Here is a 17,989-nt window from a genome sequence, read left to right as displayed (position 1 = left end):
GCGTCGCAGGAGCGCAAGGACAGTCCAGGAACAGGGGGCGGGCATGCGCAGAGGACTTGTGGCGGTGGCGGTGCTGGCGGCCGTGACGGCCGTGGGGTGCGACGACGGCACGGGAGTGCGGGTGGTGGTCAAGGGCGCGGCGCCCGCCACCCCGTACAGCGGACCGCTGTACGTCCCCACCAAGGCCGTGGACGGCAGCAGCACCCGCTCCCTGCTCCTGGCCTCCGGAGCCGCCGGCCGGGCACTGGAGTGCGACGGGGAGATCTTCGACGGCGGCGGCCCCGACGGGTGGAGCAAGTCGGACGGCGGTGACACGCCGGAGGAGGGGCTGAAGCTCTACTTCGACATGTTCCAGCCGGCGCAGCCCGACCACGGCTACCGCGTGGAACGCAGGGAGGCGGACCGGGTGCTGTACTCCTTCGACGTCAAGGGCCGCACCAAGGTGGCCGTCGTGGTGGCCAAGGACCAGAAGGACCGGCCCGGTTGGGGCCCGGAGACGAACGCCTCCTGCGACCCCGCCGAACTCCCCGCGACGTTCACGGCCGCCCAGGGCTGGGAGATCTGGACGGACCGGGTCGGCCGGCGGGTACCGGTGAGCCTGCTCAGCAGCTCGCCCGGGGCGGAACACTGCGGCTGGCAGTCGGGCCACCTCCTCACCCTGGGCGAGCGCACGTACCTCCGGGACCCCGAGGGCGTCCTCGGCCGGGACGGCCTGCTCAAGGCGCCGTACCGCAAGGACGTGACCATGCCGGCCGACGCCCGTGACACCGGGTACCACTACCGGGGTTGGCACCTGTGGCTCACCGACGACAAGGACACGGCCTACGTCCGCACCGCCGACGGAGTGGAGGCCTGGCCGCAGGAGAAGCACGGCATCGGCTGCCAGTGACCCGTCACCGGCTCCGGTGCAGCGCGACCAGCAACTGCCAGACCTGGTCGGCGACTTCCTCCGGCCCGGCCTCCAACAGCCCGTGCAGCCAGTCCGCGAGGACCCCCGCGAAGGTCGCCGCCACCGCCGACGCGACCAGCGGGGCGTCCGCCGCGCCGGCCAGCTCGCGCTCGGCGAGGCTGCGGGCCCGCAGATCCCGGTGCAGCACCCGGCCGAGCGGCCCGCCGCCGCCCGGCGCGAGCAGGGAGCGGTACAGGGCCGCGTGCGGGGCGAGGCTCGCGAAGAACTCCCGCAGCGCGGGCGGCGAGTTGACCGGGTCGGGCTGCCCCCGCCAGGCGTGCAGCGCGTCCACCGCCTGCCGTACGACGTCCGCGCACGCGTCGACCGCCAGCGCCTCCAGCCCGTCGTAGTGCACGTAGAACGTGGCCCGGCCGACCCCGGCCCGGCGCACCAGCGCGGCCACGCCGACCTCCTCCAGCGGGTGCTCGGCGCACTCCGCGAGCAGGGCCGCGCGCAGCCGGGCGCGGGTGCGCGCGGCCCGCGGGTCCTCCTGGGGCACCCGGGTCATCGTGCGGCGAGCACGGCCGCCAGGGCCAGCGCGCCGGGCAGCGCCTGGGCGAACAGGATGCGGCGGTTGGCCGTGACGGCGCCGAACACGCCCGCCACCACGACACACGACAGGAAGAACACCTGCACCCGGAACCCGGTCGGATCGGCCGCGATCAGCCCCCACACCAGGCCCGCCGCCAGAAACCCGTTGTACAGGCCCTGGTTGGCGGCCATCGGCGCGGTCGCCCGGGCCATCTCCGGATCGAACCCGTGCAGCCCCCGCCCCGGCTTCTTCTGCCACAGGAACATCTCGAGCACCAGGATGTACGCGTGCAGCGCGGCCACCAGGCCGACCAGCACGTTCGCCACGATCTCCATGACCGACGGACCCCTCCCTCTACTTGGACAGGTGTCCAGAATACCCGGACACCTGTCCAGGAAGTCACCCGGGGTTCGCGGTCCCGGCGGCGGCACCCCCGCGCAGCTCCCGGGCCCGTAACGCCAGCTGGATCTCGAAGCGGGCCGCCGGGTCGTGCAACAGCTCGCCGAACAACTCGTCCAGCTGCCGCATCCGGTACCGGACCGTCTGCGGGTGCACCGCCAGGCGGGCGGCCACCTCGGCGACTCCGCGGCCGGACTGCAGCCAGCCCAGCAGGGTCTCCGCCAGCCGCTCCCGCTGAGGCGGGCGCACCTGTTCCAGCGGGCGCAGCCACCGCTCGGCCATCGCGTCCAGCAGCGCGTCGTCGCGCAGGAGCAGCAGCGTGGACAGGTGGTCCTGGCAGCGCACCACACCGCCGGCCGCGTCCGTGCCGGGCAGCACACCGCGCCGTACGAGGTCCAGTGCCTCGGTGGCCCAGCGCAGCGACCGCGCGCCCTCGTGCAGCGCCACCGTGGGTCCCATCGCGGCGCGCAGCCCCTGCAGCGCCCCGGCCACCGCCCGCGCCCGGCCCGGCCCCTCCGGATCGGGCACCACCAGCAGCGCGGGCTGTACGTCGAACCGGGTGAGGAACTCCGGCGGCACGATCGGCCCCGCCCCGGGCCCGGGATCCACGGCCACCACCGCCACCGCCCGCGGCACCGTCCAGCGCGCGGCATGCGCGAGATCGGCGATCGCCCCCGCCGAGGCCGGGGGATCGGCGGTCAGCAGGTCCACCAACCGGGCCCGCCGCTGCTGGAGTTCACCGGCCGCGTGCAGCCGGGCCTCGGTGTAGGCCGCGGTCGCCGCGGCGGCCATCTCGTCCAGGTGCAGGAACAGCGCCTCACCGAAGGCGCCCAGCACATGGCGGGGCAGCAGCCCGCCGTCCACCAGCGCGTTGACCCGGCGCCAGGTCACGCGGGCGCCGAGCCGCAGCGCCGTCTGGAACGAGTCGAGGCTGCGGCCCTCCTCGGCCTCCCCGCGGCCGATGCGCTCGTACGTCTCCCGCACCGGCTCCCAGTCGGTGTCCGGCTGGGCCATCCGCTCCAGCAGCCCGCGCAGTGCGTGGTCCACGCCGCGGTTCACGGCCTGTATGTACGTGTCGTCCATGGGGCGCGCGTACTCCGGGATCCCGGTCCCGATCGCGCGGACGACCTCCTCGGTGATCTCGGGGACATACGGTCTGAGGCGGTCCGGCAGACCCGGGGGCAACGCCTTGAACGGGCCGCCCGTGTCCACGCCCACCGCTGCGGCTCTCTTCGGCACCCTGGTGACGATACCCGCGAGTAACTCCCGCGGGCTCATCACTCACGGACAGTTGTCCGCACGGTACTTGTGCACCGGTGACAAACGAACCGCCTCACGCTCCGGCGGCCGCGTACACCCGCTCCCCGCCCACATAGGTGAGCGCGACGCTCGTCTCCGCGATCGCCTCCGGCGGCCCGGCGAACGGATCGCGGTCCAGTACCACCAGGTCGGCCAGCGCCCCGACGGCCACCCGGCCGGTGTCGTCCAGGTGGTTCACGTACGCCGAACCGGCCGTGTACGCCGTGAGCGCGTCCGTCAGGCTCAGCCGCTCGTCCGGCAGGAACACCGGCCCGGTGCCGCCCGGTTCCACACGGTTGACCGCGACATGGACGCCCTGGAGCGGATCGGGGCTGCTCACCGGCCAGTCGCTGCCGGCCGCCAGCCGCGCCCCGGAGCGCAGCAGCGCCCCGAACGGGTACTGCCAGGCGGCCCGTTCGGGCCCGAGGAACGGGATCGTCAGCTCGTCCATCTGCGGCTCGTGCGCGGCCCACAGCGGCTGGATGTTGGCGGTGGCGCCGAGCCGGGCGAAGCGCGGCACGTCGTCCGGGTGCACCACCTGCAGGTGCGCCAGGTGCGGCCGGGTGTCGCTCGGCCCGTTGGCCGCGCGCGCCGCCTCGACGGCGTCCAGCGCGTCCCGTACGGCCCGGTCGCCCAGCGCGTGGAAGTGGCACTGGAAACCGAGCGCATCCAACTCGGTTATGTACTTGGGGAGTTGGCCAGGATCGACGAAGCTCTTGCCGCGGTTGGCCGTGGCACAGCCGCACTTGTCGAGGTAGGGGTCGAGCAGCGCGGCCGTGTGGTTCTCGGCGACCCCGTCCAGCATCAGCTTCACGGTGCCCGCGCGGAACCGGCCGTGGCTGAACGCGGCCCGCTTCTCGACGAGTTCGGGGATCTGCTCGGCCCCGCGCTCCCGGTCCCACCACAGGGCGCCGGTCACCCGCGCCGTGAGCGAGCCGTCCCGGGCCGCCGTCCGATACGCCTCGGCCGGGTTGTCCATGCCGAGGAAGTCCCCGACCAGCGCGTCCTGCCAGGCGGTGATGCCGAGCGCGTGCAGATGCCGTTGGGCGTGCCGCAGCGCGGCCAGCCGGTCCGCCGCTGTGGCGGGCGGGGTCAGCCGGCCGACCAGCTGCATCGCACCCTCCTGCAGCGTGCCGCTCGGCTCGCCCGAGGCGTCCCGCTCGATCCGTCCGTCGGCCGGGTCGGGCGTGTTCCGGTCGATGCCGGCCAGCTCCAGTGCGCGGCTGTTCACCCAGGCGCCGTGGTGGTCCCGGTTGGGCAGGTACACCGGCCGGTCCGGGACGACCGCGTCCAGCAGCTCCTTCGTCGGCGTTCCGCCCTCGAACGCCTCCATCGACCAGCCGCCGCCGAGGATCCACTCCCGCTCGGGATGGGCCTCGGCGTACGCGCGTACGGCGGCCACGGTGTCCTCGGCGGTCGTCCTGCCGGTCAGGTCGCACTGGGACAGTTCCAGCCCGGCCGGCACCGGATGGACGTGCGCGTCCTGGAAGCCCGGCAGCAGCAGCCGCCCGGCCAGGTCGACCACCTCCGTGCGCGGCCCGGCCAGTTCGCGCACCTCGCCGTGCCCGACGGCGGTGATGCGGCCCCCGGTGACGGCCGCGGCGGTCGCGGTACGTCCCTCGGGAGTGAGGACGGGGCCGCCGGTGAAGAGCAGATCAGCGTGCATGATGCCTTTCCTGGTAGGTCAGTTGGCGGTGGTCAGAAGCTGCTGGGAGTCGGCGTCGGTGCCCACGCCGGTGCGGAAGTACGGGGATCGGCGCACCCACCTCGCCCACGCGGCCACGACGAATCCGGACGCGATCATCGCCAGCGGCATGAGCAGCAGGAACCAGCCGTTGTCCGCGCTGACCTCGAAGTGGTCGGCGGAGCTGTAGAAGGACCAGCCGAGGTAGCCGCCGAGCCCCAGCAGGGTGAGGGCGCTCAGCGTGGGCAGCACCACCGCTCGTACCCCCTGCCGCCAGTCCTCGCGCAGCAGGGACCGGAAGCGCACGGCGGCGGCGAGCGCGGTGAGCGCGTAGGACAGGGCGACGACGATCCCGACGGCGTTCACCGTCGCATTGATCATGTCGGAGAGGCGCGGGATGACGAGCGCGAGCACCGCCACCGTCGTGGCCAGGGCCCCGATCAGCAGGGTTCCGACCGCCGGCGTCCCGTACCGGGGGCTGACCTTGGACCACACCGGTCCGAGGGTACGGTCCCGGCTCATCGCGAACATGCCACGGGCCGTCGGGATGACCCCGGCCTGCAGCGAGGCCACCGCCGAGAACATCAGCGCCACCAGGGGCAGTGCGGCCAGCGGCTGAGAGGCCAGCCGGTCACCGAAGTACGCCAGCCCCTGCGCCCCGTGCCCGGCCAGCTCGCCCTCGGACAGCACCCGTTGGAAGGCGATCGAGCCGAGCAGGAAGAGTCCGAGCATCGTCACCAGGGTGATCGTCCCGGCCTTGGAGGCGTCCCGAGGGTCGCGTACCTCCTCGTTGACGGTGAACGCGGCATCGAAGCCCCAGTAGCAGAACACCGACAGCAGCAGCCCCTGCGCCAACCCCGTCGCCGAGGGGATCTCGAACGGGTTGAACCAGGACAGCCGGAAGGGGTGCGGGCCGGCCACGATGCCGTATCCGCAGAAGCCCAGCAGCACGGCGTACTCGAAGACCAGCAGCCAGGTCTGCAGCCGGGCCGCGGTGCGCACGCCCGTCACGGCGGTGAGGGTGACGGCGACCAGGACGACGATCCCCACCGCCGTCGTCTGCGCGGTCGAGTCCGGATCCAGGGCGAGCGAGCCGATCCGGTGCAGGCCCGCGTCCCCGGCCAGTTGCAGCATCGCGGAGCCGGTGACGGCCGTGGTGTACGCGAGGAACGCCACGCTCGCCACGAAGTTGACCCAGCCCACCATGAAACCGAGCCAGGGGTTGAGCGAACGGCCCACCCACACATAGCCGTTGCCCGCGTTGGGCTCCACCCGGTTCAGCCGGGAGTAGGAACCGGCGATGCCGAGGATCGGCAGGAACGCCAGCAGCATGATGGCCGGCAGATGCAGGCCGACCACGCCGGCCGTCACACCGAGGCCGATGCCGATGCTGGTGGTCGCGGCCGTACTGGACGCGGCGACGGCGACGCCGTCCAGCACGCTCAGGGACTTGCGCAGCTCGGGCTGCGCGGGTGGATCCACACCGAAGGGGGTCTCGCTCATCGCCGGCTCTCCGCTCGCACCGGGGGGCCTGGTCGGCCCCGGTGACCGCAGATGAAACCGCCCGTGCGCTTCACAGGTCAACGGTGTTGTCATAAGGTGCCGGGCACACACCAGGGAGGGCTCTCATGACCGACCGCGTCGTCCCGGCCGCCGACCGGCAGCGCAGGCGCCCCACCAAACAGGGCGTCGTGCTCTCCGCCGAGCTGATCGTCGAGACCGCGCTCCGGCTGATCGAGGAGCACGGCGCCGACGCCCTCTCCGTCCGCCGCCTCGGCCGCGCCCTGGGCGCCGATCCCAGCTCCCTGTACCGGTACTTCCGGCACACGGACGACCTGATGCTCGCCATCGCCGACGAGCTGATCGGCCGTACCCTGCGGGTCTGGCGGCCCACCGGCGACTGGCGCGCCGACCTGCGCGACCTCGGCCTGCGCATGCACACGGGCGCCCTCGCCCACCCCCGGGCGGCGATGCTCAGCGCCCACCGCGTCACCGGCCGGGTGCACGAGATCCAGGCCGTCGAGAGCATGATCGGCGTGCTGCGCCGGGCCGGCTTCCCGGATCCGGAGGCGGTACGGATCTACCACGCCTTCGTCGACCAGGCCCTCGCCTTCGGTGCCCTGGACTCCGCCGTCACCGCCCTGCCCCGGGCCGCCCAGCAGGCCGAGGCCGAGGTGTGGCGGGACACCTACGCCCGGCTGCCCGCCGACACCCACCCGAACATCGCGGCCACCGCCCGCCACCTCGTGGCCTCCATGCGGACCAGTTCCTATCCGGCCGCACTGGACCTGCTGCTGACGGCGGCCCAGACACGCCTTGATCACATCCGTGCGCAGACGGAAGGCTGACGGTCACACTGGACGCCGTCCGCACGTCATACGAGTACCAGCCCGTCCCGAGGAGGCCGTACGACATGACCCCGCCGCCCGCCCGCACCGCCGAACAGCGCAAGAAGGACACCCTCCACCGGCTGGAGCACGACGAGGACGCCTGGGTGGCCAGCGCGGGCGAGGACGGTGGCGCGCCCTACCTCGTCCCGCTGTCGTTCGTCTGGGACGGCGCCACCCTGCTGATCGCCACCCCCGCCGCCAGCCCCACTGGCCGCAACCTCCTGGCCACCGGCAAGGCCCGCATCGGCATCGGACCGACCCGCGACGTCGTGATGATCGAGGGCGTCGTCCGGGCCGTGACCCCCGAGGACCTCCCCGAGGAGGACGCCGAGATCTTCGCCGGCAAGACCGGCTTCGACCCCCGCCGACTCACCACCCGCTACCTGTACTTCAACGTCCTCCCACAACGCATCCAGGCCTGGCGCGAGGAGAACGAGCTGCAGGGCCGGGAACTGATGCGCGACGGAGTCTGGCTGACCACCGACTGACACCGGGGCCCGGCCTGGGGACTCGCCACCCGGGCCCGCCCCGGGGCCCGTCACTCAGACCCGCCCGGAGGCCCGACTCAGAGGCTTGGCCTGGAGGCCCGATCTGGAGCCACCCGTTCGCCCGGGCACAGAAGGGCCCCGCCGCGACGGGGGAACGCGGCGGGGCCCTGATGCACGACTGCCCGCCCGGAAGCCGGTTCATGCGTCCCGTAAACAGATTTTTCTAAAACGAGCCGCTTCCCGGCCTGAATCAGCTCTCGTCGGGCAGCTCCAGGACGAACACCGGGATCTCCCGCGAGGTCTTCTTCTGGTAGTCGGCGTACGGCGGGTACGCGGCCACGGCCCGCTCCCACCACTCGGCCTTCTCCGCGCCGGTGATCTCACGGGCCCGCATGTCCCGCTTGACCGGACCGTCCTGCAGTTCCACATGGGGATCGGACTTCACGTTGAAGTACCAGACGGGATGCTTGGGCGCACCGCCGAGCGAGGCGACCGCGGCGTACCGCCCCCCGTGCTCCACCCGCATCAGCGGCGTCTTGCGGATCTTCCCGCTCCGGCCGCCACGGGTGGTCAGGATGATCACCGGCATCCCGGTGTCCATGAGCGTCGTCCCCTTCGTCCCGCCCGAGCTCTCGTACAACTCGACCTGCTCGCGCACCCACTGCGTCGGGCTGGGTTCGTACTCGCCCTCAAGTGGCATGGCATCCGTCTCCTTGGTCGGTCCAACGACTGACGTGCGACCGGTTACAACACCGCAGGCCGCCCGAATCATCCGTACCGCACGGCACTTCGCCCAGGCGGGTGATTACCCCGCGGGTCATCGCGCCACCCCCGACGCCTCGGGCACAGTGATTCTCGGGTGATCAACGAGCACCCGCGGCCGCCGGCCGAGAGACGAGAAGAGAGACGCGAAAGGGGGCAGCGCGCTCATGTTTCCCACCCGCACCACCCCGACCCGCTCCGTCGTGGAGGAACTGCTCCGCAGGATCGGCCAGGGCGACGCCGAACGGATCGGCGAGCTGTACGCGGAGCGCGGTGACTGGAAGCTGAGCTGGCCCGAGGACGAGCACGGCCGCGCCGACACCCCGTGGATCCGGCACCGCTCCACCCGCGCCGACGCCGTCGCCCACTACCGCGAACTGGCCGCCCACCACATCCCGGAGAAGGCGGACACCCGGATCGAGGGCATCCTGGTCGACGGCGACGACGCGGTCGTGCTCGGTGCCATCCGGCAGACGGCCGAACCGACCGGCCGCTCCTACACCGCCCGGTTCGCCCTGCACCTCACCGTCCGGGACGGCCTGGTCGTACGCCACCACGTCTACGAGGACAGCCTTGCCGTAGCCCGCGCCTTCGCCCCGGGCCCCGAGGACACATGCGTGCCCTGACCCGCCGCCGGTCACCCGGGTGTCACCGTCATCCGCACCGCCAGCACCAGGACCACCCCGCTGGAGAGCAGCGTCGTCGCCAACCGTCCCCGGTGGCCGGTGAGGACGCGGCCGAGCAGGGCGCCGCCGCCTGCCAGCAGCAGCTGCCAGCTGGCGGAGGCGGCGAAGGCCGCCAGGACGAACACGGCCCGCTCCAGCGGTCGTACGGCGTCCGTGGTGCTGGTGCCGAGCACCAGGGCGACGAAGTAGATCACCGTGACGGGGTTGAGCAGGGTGATCCCGAGAAGGCCGAGATACGCGCGTCCGGCGCCGGGAACCGGCCGCTCGGGGCGGGTGGCCATCCGATGGGCGCGGTACTGGCGCAGAGCGAGGACCGCGCCCCGGACCGCGAGGGCGACCAGGACCAGGGCCGAGGCCCAGCGCAGCGGGGTCAGTACCGGCCGCAGCGCTGCCGCCAGGGCGGAGCCGCCCGCCGCGGCGAGCAGTGCGTACAGGCCGTCGGCCGTGGCGACGCCGAGGGCTGCGCAGGCGCCGGTGCGCAGCGAGGTGCGGGCGGTCAGGGAGACCAGGTAGGTCCCGACCGCGCCGACGGGAATCGCGATGCCGTAGCCGGCCAGCAGGCCGGCCAGGAGCGCGGCCGTCACGGGCGCGCGGGATCGGGCCTCCGATGGCGGCCGGGCTGCTGCTGGCACCGCACCGGAAGGACGGTGGCGGCGGTCAGAGGCAGAATGGTGTCCATAGGCAACATAGTCAGATCCTCGGGCCGCCGGTCACGCGGCGGCAAGCGAATTTCGGCGCGTTCCCGCCCCCGGTGCCCTCACTCTTCGGCCAGATCGCACCGATCACCGATCTGGCCGAACTTGTCGTCGTCCCATAGATGCCCCGGGCATCTAATGAAGATCGGCACGACGCACTTCTTTCGTCTGCGAGGTCTTTCCATGACGGAACTGACGGACATCACCGGCCCGGCGACCCCGGCCGAACACCCCGTCGCCTTCCCCCAGGACCGCACCTGCCCCTACCACCCGCCCACCGGATACCAGCCGCTGCGCGACGGGCGAGCCCTGTCCCGCGCCACCCTCTTCGACGGCCGCGAGGTCTGGCTGGTCACCGCCCATGCCACCGCCCGCGCGCTGCTCGCCGACGGCCGCCTGTCCACCGACCGCAACCGCCCCGACTTCCCCATGCCCACGGCCCGCTTCGCCGCCGTCCGCGACCGCCGGGTCGCGCTGCTCGGCGTGGACGACCCCGTGCACCAGAGGCAGCGGCGGATGATGATCCCGTCGTTCACCCTCAAACGCGCGACCGCGCTGCGGCCCACCATCCAGCGGATCGTGGACGGGCTCCTGGACGCGATGATCGAGCAGGGCCCGCCCGCCGAACTGGTCTCCGCCTTCGCCCTGCCCGTGCCGTCCATGGTGATCTGCGGTCTGCTCGGGGTGCCGTACGCCGACCACGAGTTCTTCGAGGAGCAGTCCCGCAGGCTGCTGCGCGGTCCGTCGGCCGCCGACACCCAGCAGGCGCGCGAGCGACTGGAGGCCTACCTCGGCGACCTGATCGACCGCAAGGCGCGGCAGGCCGAGCCCGGTGACGGGGTCCTGGACGACCTCGTCCACGAGCAGCTGCGCGAGGGCGCGCTGGACCGGGCCGAACTGCTCTCGCTGGCCGTCATCCTGCTGGTCGCCGGCCATGAGACGACCGCCAACATGATCTCCCTCGGCACCTACACGCTGCTCCAGCACCCCGACCGGCTCGCCGAGCTGCACGCCGACCCGGCGCTGCTGCCCGCCGCCGTCGACGAGCTGATGCGGATGCTGTCCATCGCGGAGGGCATGCTGCGGGTGGCCCTGGAGGACATCGAGATCGCAGGCACCACGATCCGGGCCGGCGAGGGCGTGCTCTTCGCGACCTCGGTCATCAACCGCGACGCGTCCCTGTACGACGACCCCGACGCCCTGGACTTCCACCGCCCCGCCCGCCATCACGTGGCCTTCGGCTTCGGCATCCACCAGTGCCTGGGCCAGAACCTGGCCCGCGCGGAGCTGGAGATCGCCCTCGGCACCCTGCTCCGGCGGCTGCCCGGACTCCGGCTGGCCGCACCCGCCGAGGAGATCCCCTTCAAACCCGGCGACACGATCCAGGGGATGCTGGAACTCCCCGTGACCTGGTAAGAGGCTTGACCCATGCACATCGAGATCGACAAGGACGTCTGCATCGGCGCGGGCCAGTGCGCGCTGACCGCGCCGGGCGTGTTCACCCAGGACGACGACGGCTACAGCACCCTGATCCCCGGCCACGAGGACGGAGCGCGCGACCCGATGGTCCGCGAGGCGGCCCGCGCCTGCCCGGTGAGCGCGATCAAGGTGACCGAGCCGGCCGGCTGAGTCGGCCCGGCCATGATCGAGCCCGACCGGCGTCGACAACGCTCCTGGTCAATACGTAGCGGCTCGTGATCAGTACACCTGGCCGGCGGCAGCCACCAGCACCCGCGCCGCCTCGCGGGCCTCGGCCGCCGGCTGGGTGCTTCCGGTGACGCCCGCCGTGACCATGGCGCCCTCGGCCAGCAGGAACAGGGGGCCGGTGAGTGCGGCGGGCAGTTCCGCCTCGGCGACGAGCGAGGCGAGGTAGTCCCGGAACGCCTCCTTGTGTGCGCGCACCTGCTGCGCCACCCGGGCCGAGGTCGCGCCCAGCTCGCCGTACGCGTTGATCCACGCGCAGCCGCGGAAGCCGTCCTCGCCGAACCACCCCTCCAGCCAGTCGAAGACGGCCGGGATCCGCTCCCGCGGGTCCGGCCGCCCCGCCACGTCCTCGGCGAGCCGCCGGCGCCAGCGCTCGTCCCGCCGGGCCAGATAAGCCTCGACGAGCTGCTCCTTGGTGGGGAAGAGCTGGTAGAGGCGCTTGAGCGACACACCCGAGGCGCCGCGCAGCTCGTCCATGCCCACGGACTGTATGCCGCGTGCGTAGAACAGCTCTTCCGCGGCGTCGAGCGCCTGGTCCCGGGCGACCGCGCTGTCCATCTGCGACCCACTCCTTGACGAGAGAACCAACGTTCTCCTACGGTAGCAGCCCAGCCGGAGAACGCCCGTTCTCCGGTGTCGTCCGAGCCGAGGAGCCCCACCATGACCGACCGCCCGCCGCTGCCGCCCTTCACCCGCGAGACCGCCGCGCAGAAGGTCCAGGCCGCCGAGGACGCCTGGAACACCCGCGACCCGCACAAGGTCGCGCTCGCCTACTCGGAGGACTCCGTCTGGCGCAACCGCGACACGTTCGTCAGCGGCCGCGAGCAGATCGTCGCGTTCCTCACCGCCAAGTGGCAGCGCGAGCGGGACTACGCGCTGCGCAAGGGCTTGTGGGCCTTCGACGGCAACCGCATCGCCGTCCGCTTCCAGTACGAGTGCCGGGACGCCGACGGGCAGTGGTGGCGCTCCTACGGCAACGAACTCTGGGAGTTCGACGAGCACGGTCTGATGACCCGGCGGGAGGCGAGCATCAACGACGTACGCATCGAGGAGGAGCAGCGGCGCATCCACGGACCGCGGCCCGAGGCCGAGCGGGGCCTGACCTTCCCGCTTCAGTAGGGTGCCCGGATGACCCCACAGGACCGGAAGCCCTTCCTCTACGTCGTCGTCTGTGCGGCCGGGATCGCCACCGGCGTCAGCAAGCTGATCACCGCCGCCCAGGAACGGGACTGGGAGGTCGGGGTCATCGCCACACCGGTCGCCATGGGCGGCTTCTTCGACACCGCCGCCGTCGAGGCGCAGACGGGCCGGCCGATACGGTCCGCCTGGCGCTCCCCGGCCGACCCGCGCCCGTTCCCGCCGCCGGACGCCGTGGTGGTGGCCCCAGCCACCTTCAACACCGTCAACAAGTGGGCGGCGGGCCTGGCCGACACCCTCGCCGTCGGCACCTTGTGCGAGGCCGCCGGGCTGGGCGTGCCGATCGCCGTCCTGCCCTGTGTGGCGGACGCGCTGGCCGCCCATCCCGCCTACCAGGACAGCCTGATCCGGCTGCGCGGGATGGGCGTCCGCTTCGGCGAGCCGTACGACGGCATGCCCGGGGAAGACGGCGGGCGGCCCGAGTTCCCCTGGGACAGCGCGCTGGACCTGCTGGAGCGGCGCTGACGGCGGCCCGGGCCGCTCGGGGTCACCGCACCTTTCGGACGTATTCCGGCTTGCCCGGAGTGGAGACGTCCACGTCCCGGCGGACGATGCTCAGCCGGTCGCCCCAGCGCGCGAGTGCCTTGCGCAGGCCGCTGTCGGTGTACTCGATGTCCACCACGCGGTCGTCGAAGGCCTTGGCGTACACCTCGCACTCGTCGTACTGCCCGCACTCCTCCGTGACCGCGAAGTCCAGCCCCGCCCGCCGTCGCTGTCCGGTCAGTTCGGCGGTGTTCTTCTGTCCGACGGCCAGGTGCCGGGCGTGCGCGTGCCGGGAGAGCAGGCGCATGAACGCGGTCGCGTCGGCGGCCGTGAGCAGGTGGTGGGAGCGGGTGTAGCTGTCGTAGTTGTCGGGCTCGACGGCGTCGTAGCCCTTCTTCGCACAGCCGTCGATCCACCGGTTGACCCGCTCCGCCACGCGCTCCCGCTTGGCCGGGGTGCGCAGGTCGAGCAGCGGCTCGTCCCAGTCCTCGTCGATGACGACCTTGCCGTGGGCGTCGCGCAGCAGCAGGTCGGCGGGCCAGAAGGAGCGCTCCTCCGGCTGGGCCTGGAAGGCGTTGACGTAGCAGATGTTGTACAGGCCCGGCGCGGGGGAGTCGGACCGGTCGCGGCTGACGATCCGGACACCGGCGGGCGGGGGATAGGCGCCGCCGATCTGGTAGTCGAAACCGGCGTGGCGCGGCGGCAGGCGTACGGCGGCGGGCTTCGCGGACGGCTCCTCGGGCGCGCCGCCCGAGCCGCAACCGGTCAGTGCCGACACCGCGACGGCCAGGGCCAGCAGCGCGGTGCTGACGGTCTTCCCGGGGCCTGAGACACGGGAGACGCCCTGGGTGGGCATATCCGCTGTATTGATCACGTGTCAGGATCCAATCGTCCGCGCGACGTCGTAGTCAAGTCGGCGCCGGGGCACGTCGTACGCTCCTGGGAGACCATCGCCCCGGAAGGCAGGAGCAGCAACGATGCAGTACGTGAAGCTCGGTTCGACGGGCCTGGACGTGTCACGGATCTGTCTGGGCTGCATGACCTACGGCCTGCCCGACCGCGGTGTCCACGAGTGGACCCTGGACGAGGAGGCGTCCCGGCCGCTGATCCGGCAGGCGCTGGAGGCGGGCGTCACCTTCTTCGACACCGCCAACGTCTACTCCGACGGCACCAGCGAGGAGATCGTCGGCAAGGCCCTGCGCGACTTCGCCGACCGGGACGAGATCGTGCTGGCCACCAAGGTGCACGGCCGGATGCGGCCGGGCCCCAACGGGGCCGGGCTGTCCCGCAAGGCCATCATGTCCGAGCTCGACCACAGCCTGCGCCGCCTCGGCACCGACTACGTCGACCTCTACCAGATCCACCGCTACGACCACGACACTCCGATCGAGGAGACGATGGAGGCGCTGCACGACGTGGTCAAGGCGGGCAAGGTGCGCTACATCGGGGCGAGTTCGATGTACGCCTGGGAGTTCTCCAAGGCCCAGTACATCGCCGAGCGCAACGGCTGGACGAAGTTCGTCTCCATGCAGAACCACTACAACCTCCTCTACCGCGAGGAGGAGCGGGAGATGCTGCCGCTCTGCGCGGACCAGGGCGTCGGTGTGCTGCCCTGGAGCCCGCTCGCCCGCGGCCGGCTCACCCGCGACTGGGGTACCGTCACCGAGCGCAGTGCCCAGGACAACTTCGGCAGCCGCCTCTACCTGGAGAGCGACCGCTCCATCGTCGAGGCCGTCACCCGTATCGCCGCCGACCGTGGTGTCCCGCGCGCCCAGGTCGCCCTCGCCTGGCTGCTGCACCAGGACACGGTGGCCGCACCGATCGTCGGCGCGGCCAAGCCGCAGCACATCGAGGACGCGGTGGCCGCCGTCGAACTGGAGCTGAGCGACAAGGAGATCGAGGAGCTGCAGGAGCCCTACACGGCGCGTGCGATCAGCGGCCACTGACCCTCAATGGGGTCCGTGCGGTGCGAACTCCGTGCCGCACGGGCCGGCACCCTCGCTCTCCGGCAGCGGGACGCGCGCACCGGACATGGTCAGCGTCCGGTAGTAGCCGCCGATGCGCTCGGCGGACCGGCCCACGTAGTGCCCGATGAAGGAGCGCCGGAACCGGTCGGCGCTACCGTTGGGTCCCGAGCCGTGCACCAGGCTGCCGTTGAAGAACAGCACGTCACCCGGTGCCATGTCCACGGGCACCGGTGTCAGACCGGGCGGCGGCGGGACGTACTCGCGGGCGAACGACACCTCCTCGTCCGCCACTTCGGGACAGAACAGGTCCATCCGGTGCGTGCCCGGGACGACTTCGAGGCCGCCGTTGTCCCGGTCGATGACGTCGCAGGCGACCCACGCGGCCACACAGGTGCCCGGCTCGACCCGCAGATAGAAGTTGTCCTGGTGCGGCGCCTGGCCCCGGGCGCCCGGCGGCTTGAAGTAGAACATGCTCTGCGCGGCCAGCACCTCCTCGCCGAACAGCACCTCCAGGACCGCCCGCAGCCGGGCGTCCAGCAGGAACTCCCGCGCCTGCGTGCTGATCTCGTGCGGCTGCATCACCCGGGGATGCCTGCGCAGCGGGTCGGGGTCCGCGGGCCGCGGCTCGAAGTGCCCGGGGACCGGCCCGGCCGCGTGCAGCGCCGCGAAGCCGTCGCGCAGCCGCTCGATCTCGTCGTACCCGAACAGTCCGCGTACGACGGCGAAGCCCGCCTCCTCGAACTGCTGCCGGAGTGCGTCGGGCAGGATGGCGCCGATGTCCGTGGCTGTCATGTGTCCGCTCCTCGGTCCGGTGGCCACTTGCCCGCCACGCTAGGCCGACGCGCGCCCGGGGAGGATGCCCATGCATGCTGACGGACTGCCCGGGACTGCTGCCGGCGACCCGTCCCCGCCGCCGGGCCTGGTGGTGACCGGACGCTACGACCAGGGGCCGGGCTACGGCGTCAACCGGCCGCAGGGGTCGGACAGCTGGCTGTTCACCTTCACCACGGCCGGGCGCGGCACGATCCGGCAGGGCGGCGCCCGTGCCGAGGCGGTCGCCGGGCATCTGGTGGTGCTCGCCCCGGGTGTGGCCCATCGCTATGCCGTGGCGCCCGGTGCCCCGCACTGGCGGTTCTGGTGGGCGCACTGCCAGGCCCGCCCGTCCTGGGCGCCCTGGCTCGGCCCGTACGCCGTAGCCGATGGCCTGTACGTCGTCGCTCCCGTCCCCACGGCCCTGCACGACCGTATCGAGACCGCGTTCGGCCGGATGCTCGCCGACGCCCGCCGGCCCGCGCCGGGCGCACCGCCCGAGGAGGACCCGGTGGCCGTGGCCCACGGCAGCCTGGCGCGGGAGCTGGCCCTGTGCGCGCTGGAGGAGGCCGTGCTGCTCGCCGTCTCCGGCGCCAGCGCGCCGGCACCCGAGCCGGGCGACGACGCCCGCGTGCGCCACGCCGAGGAGCTGATCGCCGCCGACCCGGGTGCCCCGCACACCGTCCGCTCGCTCGCCGGGAGCGTGGCGCTCTCCCCGTCCCGGTTCGCCCACCTGTTCACCCTGCGGACCGGCAGGCCGCCCATGCGTGCCCTGCGGGAGGCCCGGCTGCGGCACGCGGCCCGGCTGCTGGAGGCCACCGACCTGACGGTGGAGCGGGTGGCGGCGGCGTCCGGATTTCCGAGCCCCTTCCACTTCAGCCGTGTGTTCCGCGCGCGTTACGGAGTACCGCCGGGCGCCTATCGGGCAGGCGAACGGCCGTAATGCGCCGGAAAGTTCAAAAGTGAAGAGATCTCTTGTTCCGTGGTGCCGGCTGTGCAAAAGTGTGCGCTGTCGGCGTGCAGACAATCACATTTCCCGCTGCTGCATGCACCAGGCCGCTCCCGTACGCCCCCCACGCTTCAAAAGAGCTGCCCAAGGCGCACGTCAGAGATGCCGAATCCCGTCCATACCGATTGGTATGGACTAATTCCCGTGTCGCGTCTGGAGGAATGCAGCTGTGAATGACGCAGGCCCGTCGGACGAGCAACTGAGCGCCGAACTGAAGAAGTGGACGGGAACGACACCCGCGCTCCAACCGGTCGGAGAACTCCTGGACCGGCATTGGGAAGCGGCCTTCGCCTACGCCCGGTTGTGCACCGACGGAGCGCGCGCCGCCGGCATGCTCACCACGGCCGCCTTCACCCGGCTGTTCGGCCAGTCCCTCAGACAGGCGGGCCCGTCCGCCGCCTGGCGCCCCCACCTGCTGGTCACCGTCCGCCGGATCGCGGCCGAGTGGGACGGCGACGGCCGCCAGGAACTCCTGCACCCCGCCCTGCGGCCGGACACCGGCAGCGGGGAACGCGCCGCCGCCCGGCTGCTCCCGCCGTCCGGCCGGCGCCTGCTGTCCCGCGCGTTCCAGCGGCTGCCCCAGGCCGCCCGCGCGGTGCTGTGGCACGTCGAGGTCGAGTCCGAACCCCTCGCCGTCCCCGCCGCGCTGCTCGGCCTGGACGAGGAGGAGACCCGGATCGAACTGCGCCGCGCCCGCGAACGGCTGCGCGAGGAGTGCCTCCAGGCCCACCGCGAACTCGCCCCCGAGGCCGAGTGCCAACGCTATCTGCGCATGCTGGACGTGACCTTCCGTCGCGGCGGCGTCGACGTGGACCCGGATCTGCAGCAGCACCTGGCCGGCTGCCGGCACTGCAGCCAGACCGCCGATCAGCTGGCCCAGTTCAACGCGGGGCTCGGCCTCGCACTCGCCGAGGCGGTCCTCGGCTGGGGCGCCC

Annotated in this window: 21 protein-coding genes; 11 read left to right on the top strand and 10 right to left on the bottom strand. The window is 72.5% G+C overall.

Annotation, left to right across the window (positions count from 1 at the left end; all coding sequences use genetic code 11):
- Nucleotides 1-43: 43 nt before the first annotated feature.
- On the top strand, nt 44-889 hold the full coding sequence (locus BEK98_RS25175; protein ID WP_094218941.1) for a hypothetical protein: 846 nt from the start codon (nt 44-46) through the stop codon (nt 887-889).
- A gap of 4 nt (nt 890-893) precedes the next feature.
- Here the strand turns inward: BEK98_RS25175 and BEK98_RS25170 are convergent, their stop codons facing one another.
- From BEK98_RS25170 to BEK98_RS25150, 5 genes are all read right to left on the bottom strand, one after another.
- The gene (locus BEK98_RS25170) at nt 894-1,457 is read right to left on the bottom strand and encodes a TetR/AcrR family transcriptional regulator (protein WP_094218940.1); all 564 of its coding nucleotides are present in this window, start codon (nt 1,455-1,457) and stop codon (nt 894-896) included.
- Nucleotides 1,454-1,816: a DUF1304 domain-containing protein gene (locus tag BEK98_RS25165; RefSeq protein WP_094218939.1), complete on the bottom strand. Its 363-nt coding sequence runs from the start codon at nt 1,814-1,816 to the stop codon at nt 1,454-1,456. The genes BEK98_RS25170 and BEK98_RS25165 overlap by 4 nt, the downstream gene beginning before the upstream one ends.
- Before the next feature lie 64 nt (nt 1,817-1,880).
- Nucleotides 1,881-3,119 (bottom strand): PucR-like N-terminal domain-containing protein, encoded by a 1,239-nt coding sequence (locus BEK98_RS25160; protein ID WP_244201970.1) that lies wholly within the window; start codon nt 3,117-3,119, stop codon nt 1,881-1,883.
- Nucleotides 3,120-3,213: 94 nt separating this feature from the next.
- Nucleotides 3,214-4,845 carry an amidohydrolase gene (locus BEK98_RS25155; RefSeq protein WP_094218937.1) on the bottom strand — a complete coding sequence of 544 codons (1,632 nt, stop codon included), beginning with the start codon at nt 4,843-4,845 and terminating at the stop codon, nt 3,214-3,216.
- Nucleotides 4,846-4,863: 18 nt separating this feature from the next.
- Nucleotides 4,864-6,366, bottom strand: a complete 1,503-nt coding sequence (locus BEK98_RS25150) for an APC family permease (protein ID WP_094218936.1) — start codon at nt 6,364-6,366, stop codon at nt 4,864-4,866.
- A 125-nt stretch (nt 6,367-6,491) separates the two neighbouring features.
- On the opposite strand from BEK98_RS25150, the gene BEK98_RS25145 reads away from it, so the two are divergent.
- Nucleotides 6,492-7,211 (top strand): TetR/AcrR family transcriptional regulator, encoded by a 720-nt coding sequence (locus tag BEK98_RS25145; protein WP_094218935.1) that lies wholly within the window; start codon nt 6,492-6,494, stop codon nt 7,209-7,211.
- A 65-nt stretch (nt 7,212-7,276) separates the two neighbouring features.
- Nucleotides 7,277-7,741 (top strand): pyridoxamine 5'-phosphate oxidase family protein, encoded by a 465-nt coding sequence (locus tag BEK98_RS25140; RefSeq protein WP_094218934.1) that lies wholly within the window; start codon nt 7,277-7,279, stop codon nt 7,739-7,741.
- 250 nt (nt 7,742-7,991) lie between these two features.
- Here the strand turns inward: BEK98_RS25140 and BEK98_RS25135 are convergent, their stop codons facing one another.
- Nucleotides 7,992-8,441, bottom strand: a complete 450-nt coding sequence (locus tag BEK98_RS25135) for a nitroreductase family deazaflavin-dependent oxidoreductase (protein ID WP_094218933.1) — start codon at nt 8,439-8,441, stop codon at nt 7,992-7,994.
- 229 nt (nt 8,442-8,670) lie between these two features.
- Between BEK98_RS25135 and BEK98_RS25130 the strand changes: the two genes are divergently transcribed.
- Nucleotides 8,671-9,129 (top strand): nuclear transport factor 2 family protein, encoded by a 459-nt coding sequence (locus tag BEK98_RS25130; protein WP_094218932.1) that lies wholly within the window; start codon nt 8,671-8,673, stop codon nt 9,127-9,129.
- Nucleotides 9,130-9,140: 11 nt separating this feature from the next.
- On the opposite strand, the gene BEK98_RS25125 is transcribed toward BEK98_RS25130, so the two are convergent.
- Nucleotides 9,141-9,773, bottom strand: coding sequence for a LysE family transporter (locus BEK98_RS25125; protein ID WP_094218931.1), 633 nt, complete (start codon nt 9,771-9,773; stop codon nt 9,141-9,143).
- Nucleotides 9,774-10,067: 294 nt separating this feature from the next.
- Here BEK98_RS25125 and BEK98_RS25120 point away from each other — a divergent pair, with 294 nt between their 5' ends.
- Together BEK98_RS25120 and BEK98_RS25115 are read left to right on the top strand one after the other, a co-directional pair.
- Complete coding sequence (locus tag BEK98_RS25120) at nt 10,068-11,300, top strand: cytochrome P450 (RefSeq protein WP_094218930.1); 1,233 nt, start codon at nt 10,068-10,070, stop codon at nt 11,298-11,300.
- A 12-nt stretch (nt 11,301-11,312) separates the two neighbouring features.
- A complete protein-coding gene (locus BEK98_RS25115) occupies nt 11,313-11,513 on the top strand; it encodes a ferredoxin (protein ID WP_094218929.1) in 201 nt (66 codons plus the stop codon).
- A 69-nt stretch (nt 11,514-11,582) separates the two neighbouring features.
- Here the strand turns inward: BEK98_RS25115 and BEK98_RS25110 are convergent, their stop codons facing one another.
- Nucleotides 11,583-12,146: a TetR/AcrR family transcriptional regulator gene (locus BEK98_RS25110; protein WP_094218928.1), complete on the bottom strand. Its 564-nt coding sequence runs from the start codon at nt 12,144-12,146 to the stop codon at nt 11,583-11,585.
- Nucleotides 12,147-12,248: 102 nt separating this feature from the next.
- On the opposite strand from BEK98_RS25110, the gene BEK98_RS25105 reads away from it, so the two are divergent.
- Both BEK98_RS25105 and BEK98_RS25100 read left to right on the top strand, forming a co-directional pair.
- Nucleotides 12,249-12,707: a nuclear transport factor 2 family protein gene (locus BEK98_RS25105; RefSeq protein ID WP_094218927.1), complete on the top strand. Its 459-nt coding sequence runs from the start codon at nt 12,249-12,251 to the stop codon at nt 12,705-12,707.
- Between the two features lie 9 nt (nt 12,708-12,716).
- The gene (locus tag BEK98_RS25100; RefSeq protein WP_094218926.1) at nt 12,717-13,250 is read left to right on the top strand and encodes a flavoprotein; all 534 of its coding nucleotides are present in this window, start codon (nt 12,717-12,719) and stop codon (nt 13,248-13,250) included.
- A gap of 22 nt (nt 13,251-13,272) precedes the next feature.
- Here the strand turns inward: BEK98_RS25100 and BEK98_RS25095 are convergent, their stop codons facing one another.
- Nucleotides 13,273-14,124, bottom strand: coding sequence for an endo alpha-1,4 polygalactosaminidase (locus BEK98_RS25095; protein ID WP_094218925.1), 852 nt, complete (start codon nt 14,122-14,124; stop codon nt 13,273-13,275).
- A 121-nt stretch (nt 14,125-14,245) separates the two neighbouring features.
- On the opposite strand from BEK98_RS25095, the gene BEK98_RS25090 reads away from it, so the two are divergent.
- Nucleotides 14,246-15,214, top strand: a complete 969-nt coding sequence (locus tag BEK98_RS25090) for an aldo/keto reductase (RefSeq protein WP_094218924.1) — start codon at nt 14,246-14,248, stop codon at nt 15,212-15,214.
- Between the two features lie 3 nt (nt 15,215-15,217).
- Here the strand turns inward: BEK98_RS25090 and BEK98_RS25085 are convergent, their stop codons facing one another.
- Nucleotides 15,218-16,027: a phytanoyl-CoA dioxygenase family protein gene (locus tag BEK98_RS25085; protein ID WP_094218923.1), complete on the bottom strand. Its 810-nt coding sequence runs from the start codon at nt 16,025-16,027 to the stop codon at nt 15,218-15,220.
- Nucleotides 16,028-16,097: 70 nt separating this feature from the next.
- Here BEK98_RS25085 and BEK98_RS25080 point away from each other — a divergent pair, with 70 nt between their 5' ends.
- Nucleotides 16,098-16,988 (top strand): helix-turn-helix domain-containing protein, encoded by an 891-nt coding sequence (locus tag BEK98_RS25080; RefSeq protein ID WP_094218922.1) that lies wholly within the window; start codon nt 16,098-16,100, stop codon nt 16,986-16,988.
- A gap of 235 nt (nt 16,989-17,223) precedes the next feature.
- A partial coding sequence (locus BEK98_RS25075; protein WP_483027328.1) for an RNA polymerase sigma factor occupies nt 17,224-17,989 on the top strand: 766 nt, incomplete at its 3' end.

The organism is Streptomyces diastatochromogenes, assembly GCF_002242805.1.
In the GTDB taxonomy this organism is placed as follows: domain Bacteria; phylum Actinomycetota; class Actinomycetes; order Streptomycetales; family Streptomycetaceae; genus Streptomyces; species Streptomyces diastatochromogenes.
This window is presented reverse-complemented; position numbering and strand designations above follow the sequence as displayed.

Excerpts from the sequence above, each read along its gene's own strand:
- BEK98_RS25175 (WP_094218941.1), top strand. The coding sequence starts at position 44 with ATGCGCAGAGGACTTGTGGCGGTGGCGGTGCTGGCGGCCGTGACGGCC.
- BEK98_RS25170 (WP_094218940.1), bottom strand. The coding sequence starts at position 1,457 with ATGACCCGGGTGCCCCAGGAGGACCCGCGGGCCGCGCGCACCCGCGCC.
- BEK98_RS25165 (WP_094218939.1), bottom strand. The coding sequence starts at position 1,816 with ATGGAGATCGTGGCGAACGTGCTGGTCGGCCTGGTGGCCGCGCTGCAC.
- BEK98_RS25155 (WP_094218937.1), bottom strand. The coding sequence starts at position 4,845 with ATGCACGCTGATCTGCTCTTCACCGGCGGCCCCGTCCTCACTCCCGAG.
- BEK98_RS25150 (WP_094218936.1), bottom strand. The coding sequence starts at position 6,366 with ATGAGCGAGACCCCCTTCGGTGTGGATCCACCCGCGCAGCCCGAGCTG.
- BEK98_RS25145 (WP_094218935.1), top strand. The coding sequence starts at position 6,492 with ATGACCGACCGCGTCGTCCCGGCCGCCGACCGGCAGCGCAGGCGCCCC.
- BEK98_RS25140 (WP_094218934.1), top strand. The coding sequence starts at position 7,277 with ATGACCCCGCCGCCCGCCCGCACCGCCGAACAGCGCAAGAAGGACACC.
- BEK98_RS25135 (WP_094218933.1), bottom strand. The coding sequence starts at position 8,441 with ATGCCACTTGAGGGCGAGTACGAACCCAGCCCGACGCAGTGGGTGCGC.
- BEK98_RS25130 (WP_094218932.1), top strand. The coding sequence starts at position 8,671 with ATGTTTCCCACCCGCACCACCCCGACCCGCTCCGTCGTGGAGGAACTG.
- BEK98_RS25120 (WP_094218930.1), top strand. The coding sequence starts at position 10,068 with ATGACGGAACTGACGGACATCACCGGCCCGGCGACCCCGGCCGAACAC.
- BEK98_RS25115 (WP_094218929.1), top strand. The coding sequence starts at position 11,313 with ATGCACATCGAGATCGACAAGGACGTCTGCATCGGCGCGGGCCAGTGC.
- BEK98_RS25110 (WP_094218928.1), bottom strand. The coding sequence starts at position 12,146 with ATGGACAGCGCGGTCGCCCGGGACCAGGCGCTCGACGCCGCGGAAGAG.
- BEK98_RS25105 (WP_094218927.1), top strand. The coding sequence starts at position 12,249 with ATGACCGACCGCCCGCCGCTGCCGCCCTTCACCCGCGAGACCGCCGCG.
- BEK98_RS25100 (WP_094218926.1), top strand. The coding sequence starts at position 12,717 with ATGACCCCACAGGACCGGAAGCCCTTCCTCTACGTCGTCGTCTGTGCG.
- BEK98_RS25095 (WP_094218925.1), bottom strand. The coding sequence starts at position 14,124 with ATGCCCACCCAGGGCGTCTCCCGTGTCTCAGGCCCCGGGAAGACCGTC.
- BEK98_RS25090 (WP_094218924.1), top strand. The coding sequence starts at position 14,246 with ATGCAGTACGTGAAGCTCGGTTCGACGGGCCTGGACGTGTCACGGATC.
- BEK98_RS25085 (WP_094218923.1), bottom strand. The coding sequence starts at position 16,027 with ATGACAGCCACGGACATCGGCGCCATCCTGCCCGACGCACTCCGGCAG.
- BEK98_RS25080 (WP_094218922.1), top strand. The coding sequence starts at position 16,098 with ATGCATGCTGACGGACTGCCCGGGACTGCTGCCGGCGACCCGTCCCCG.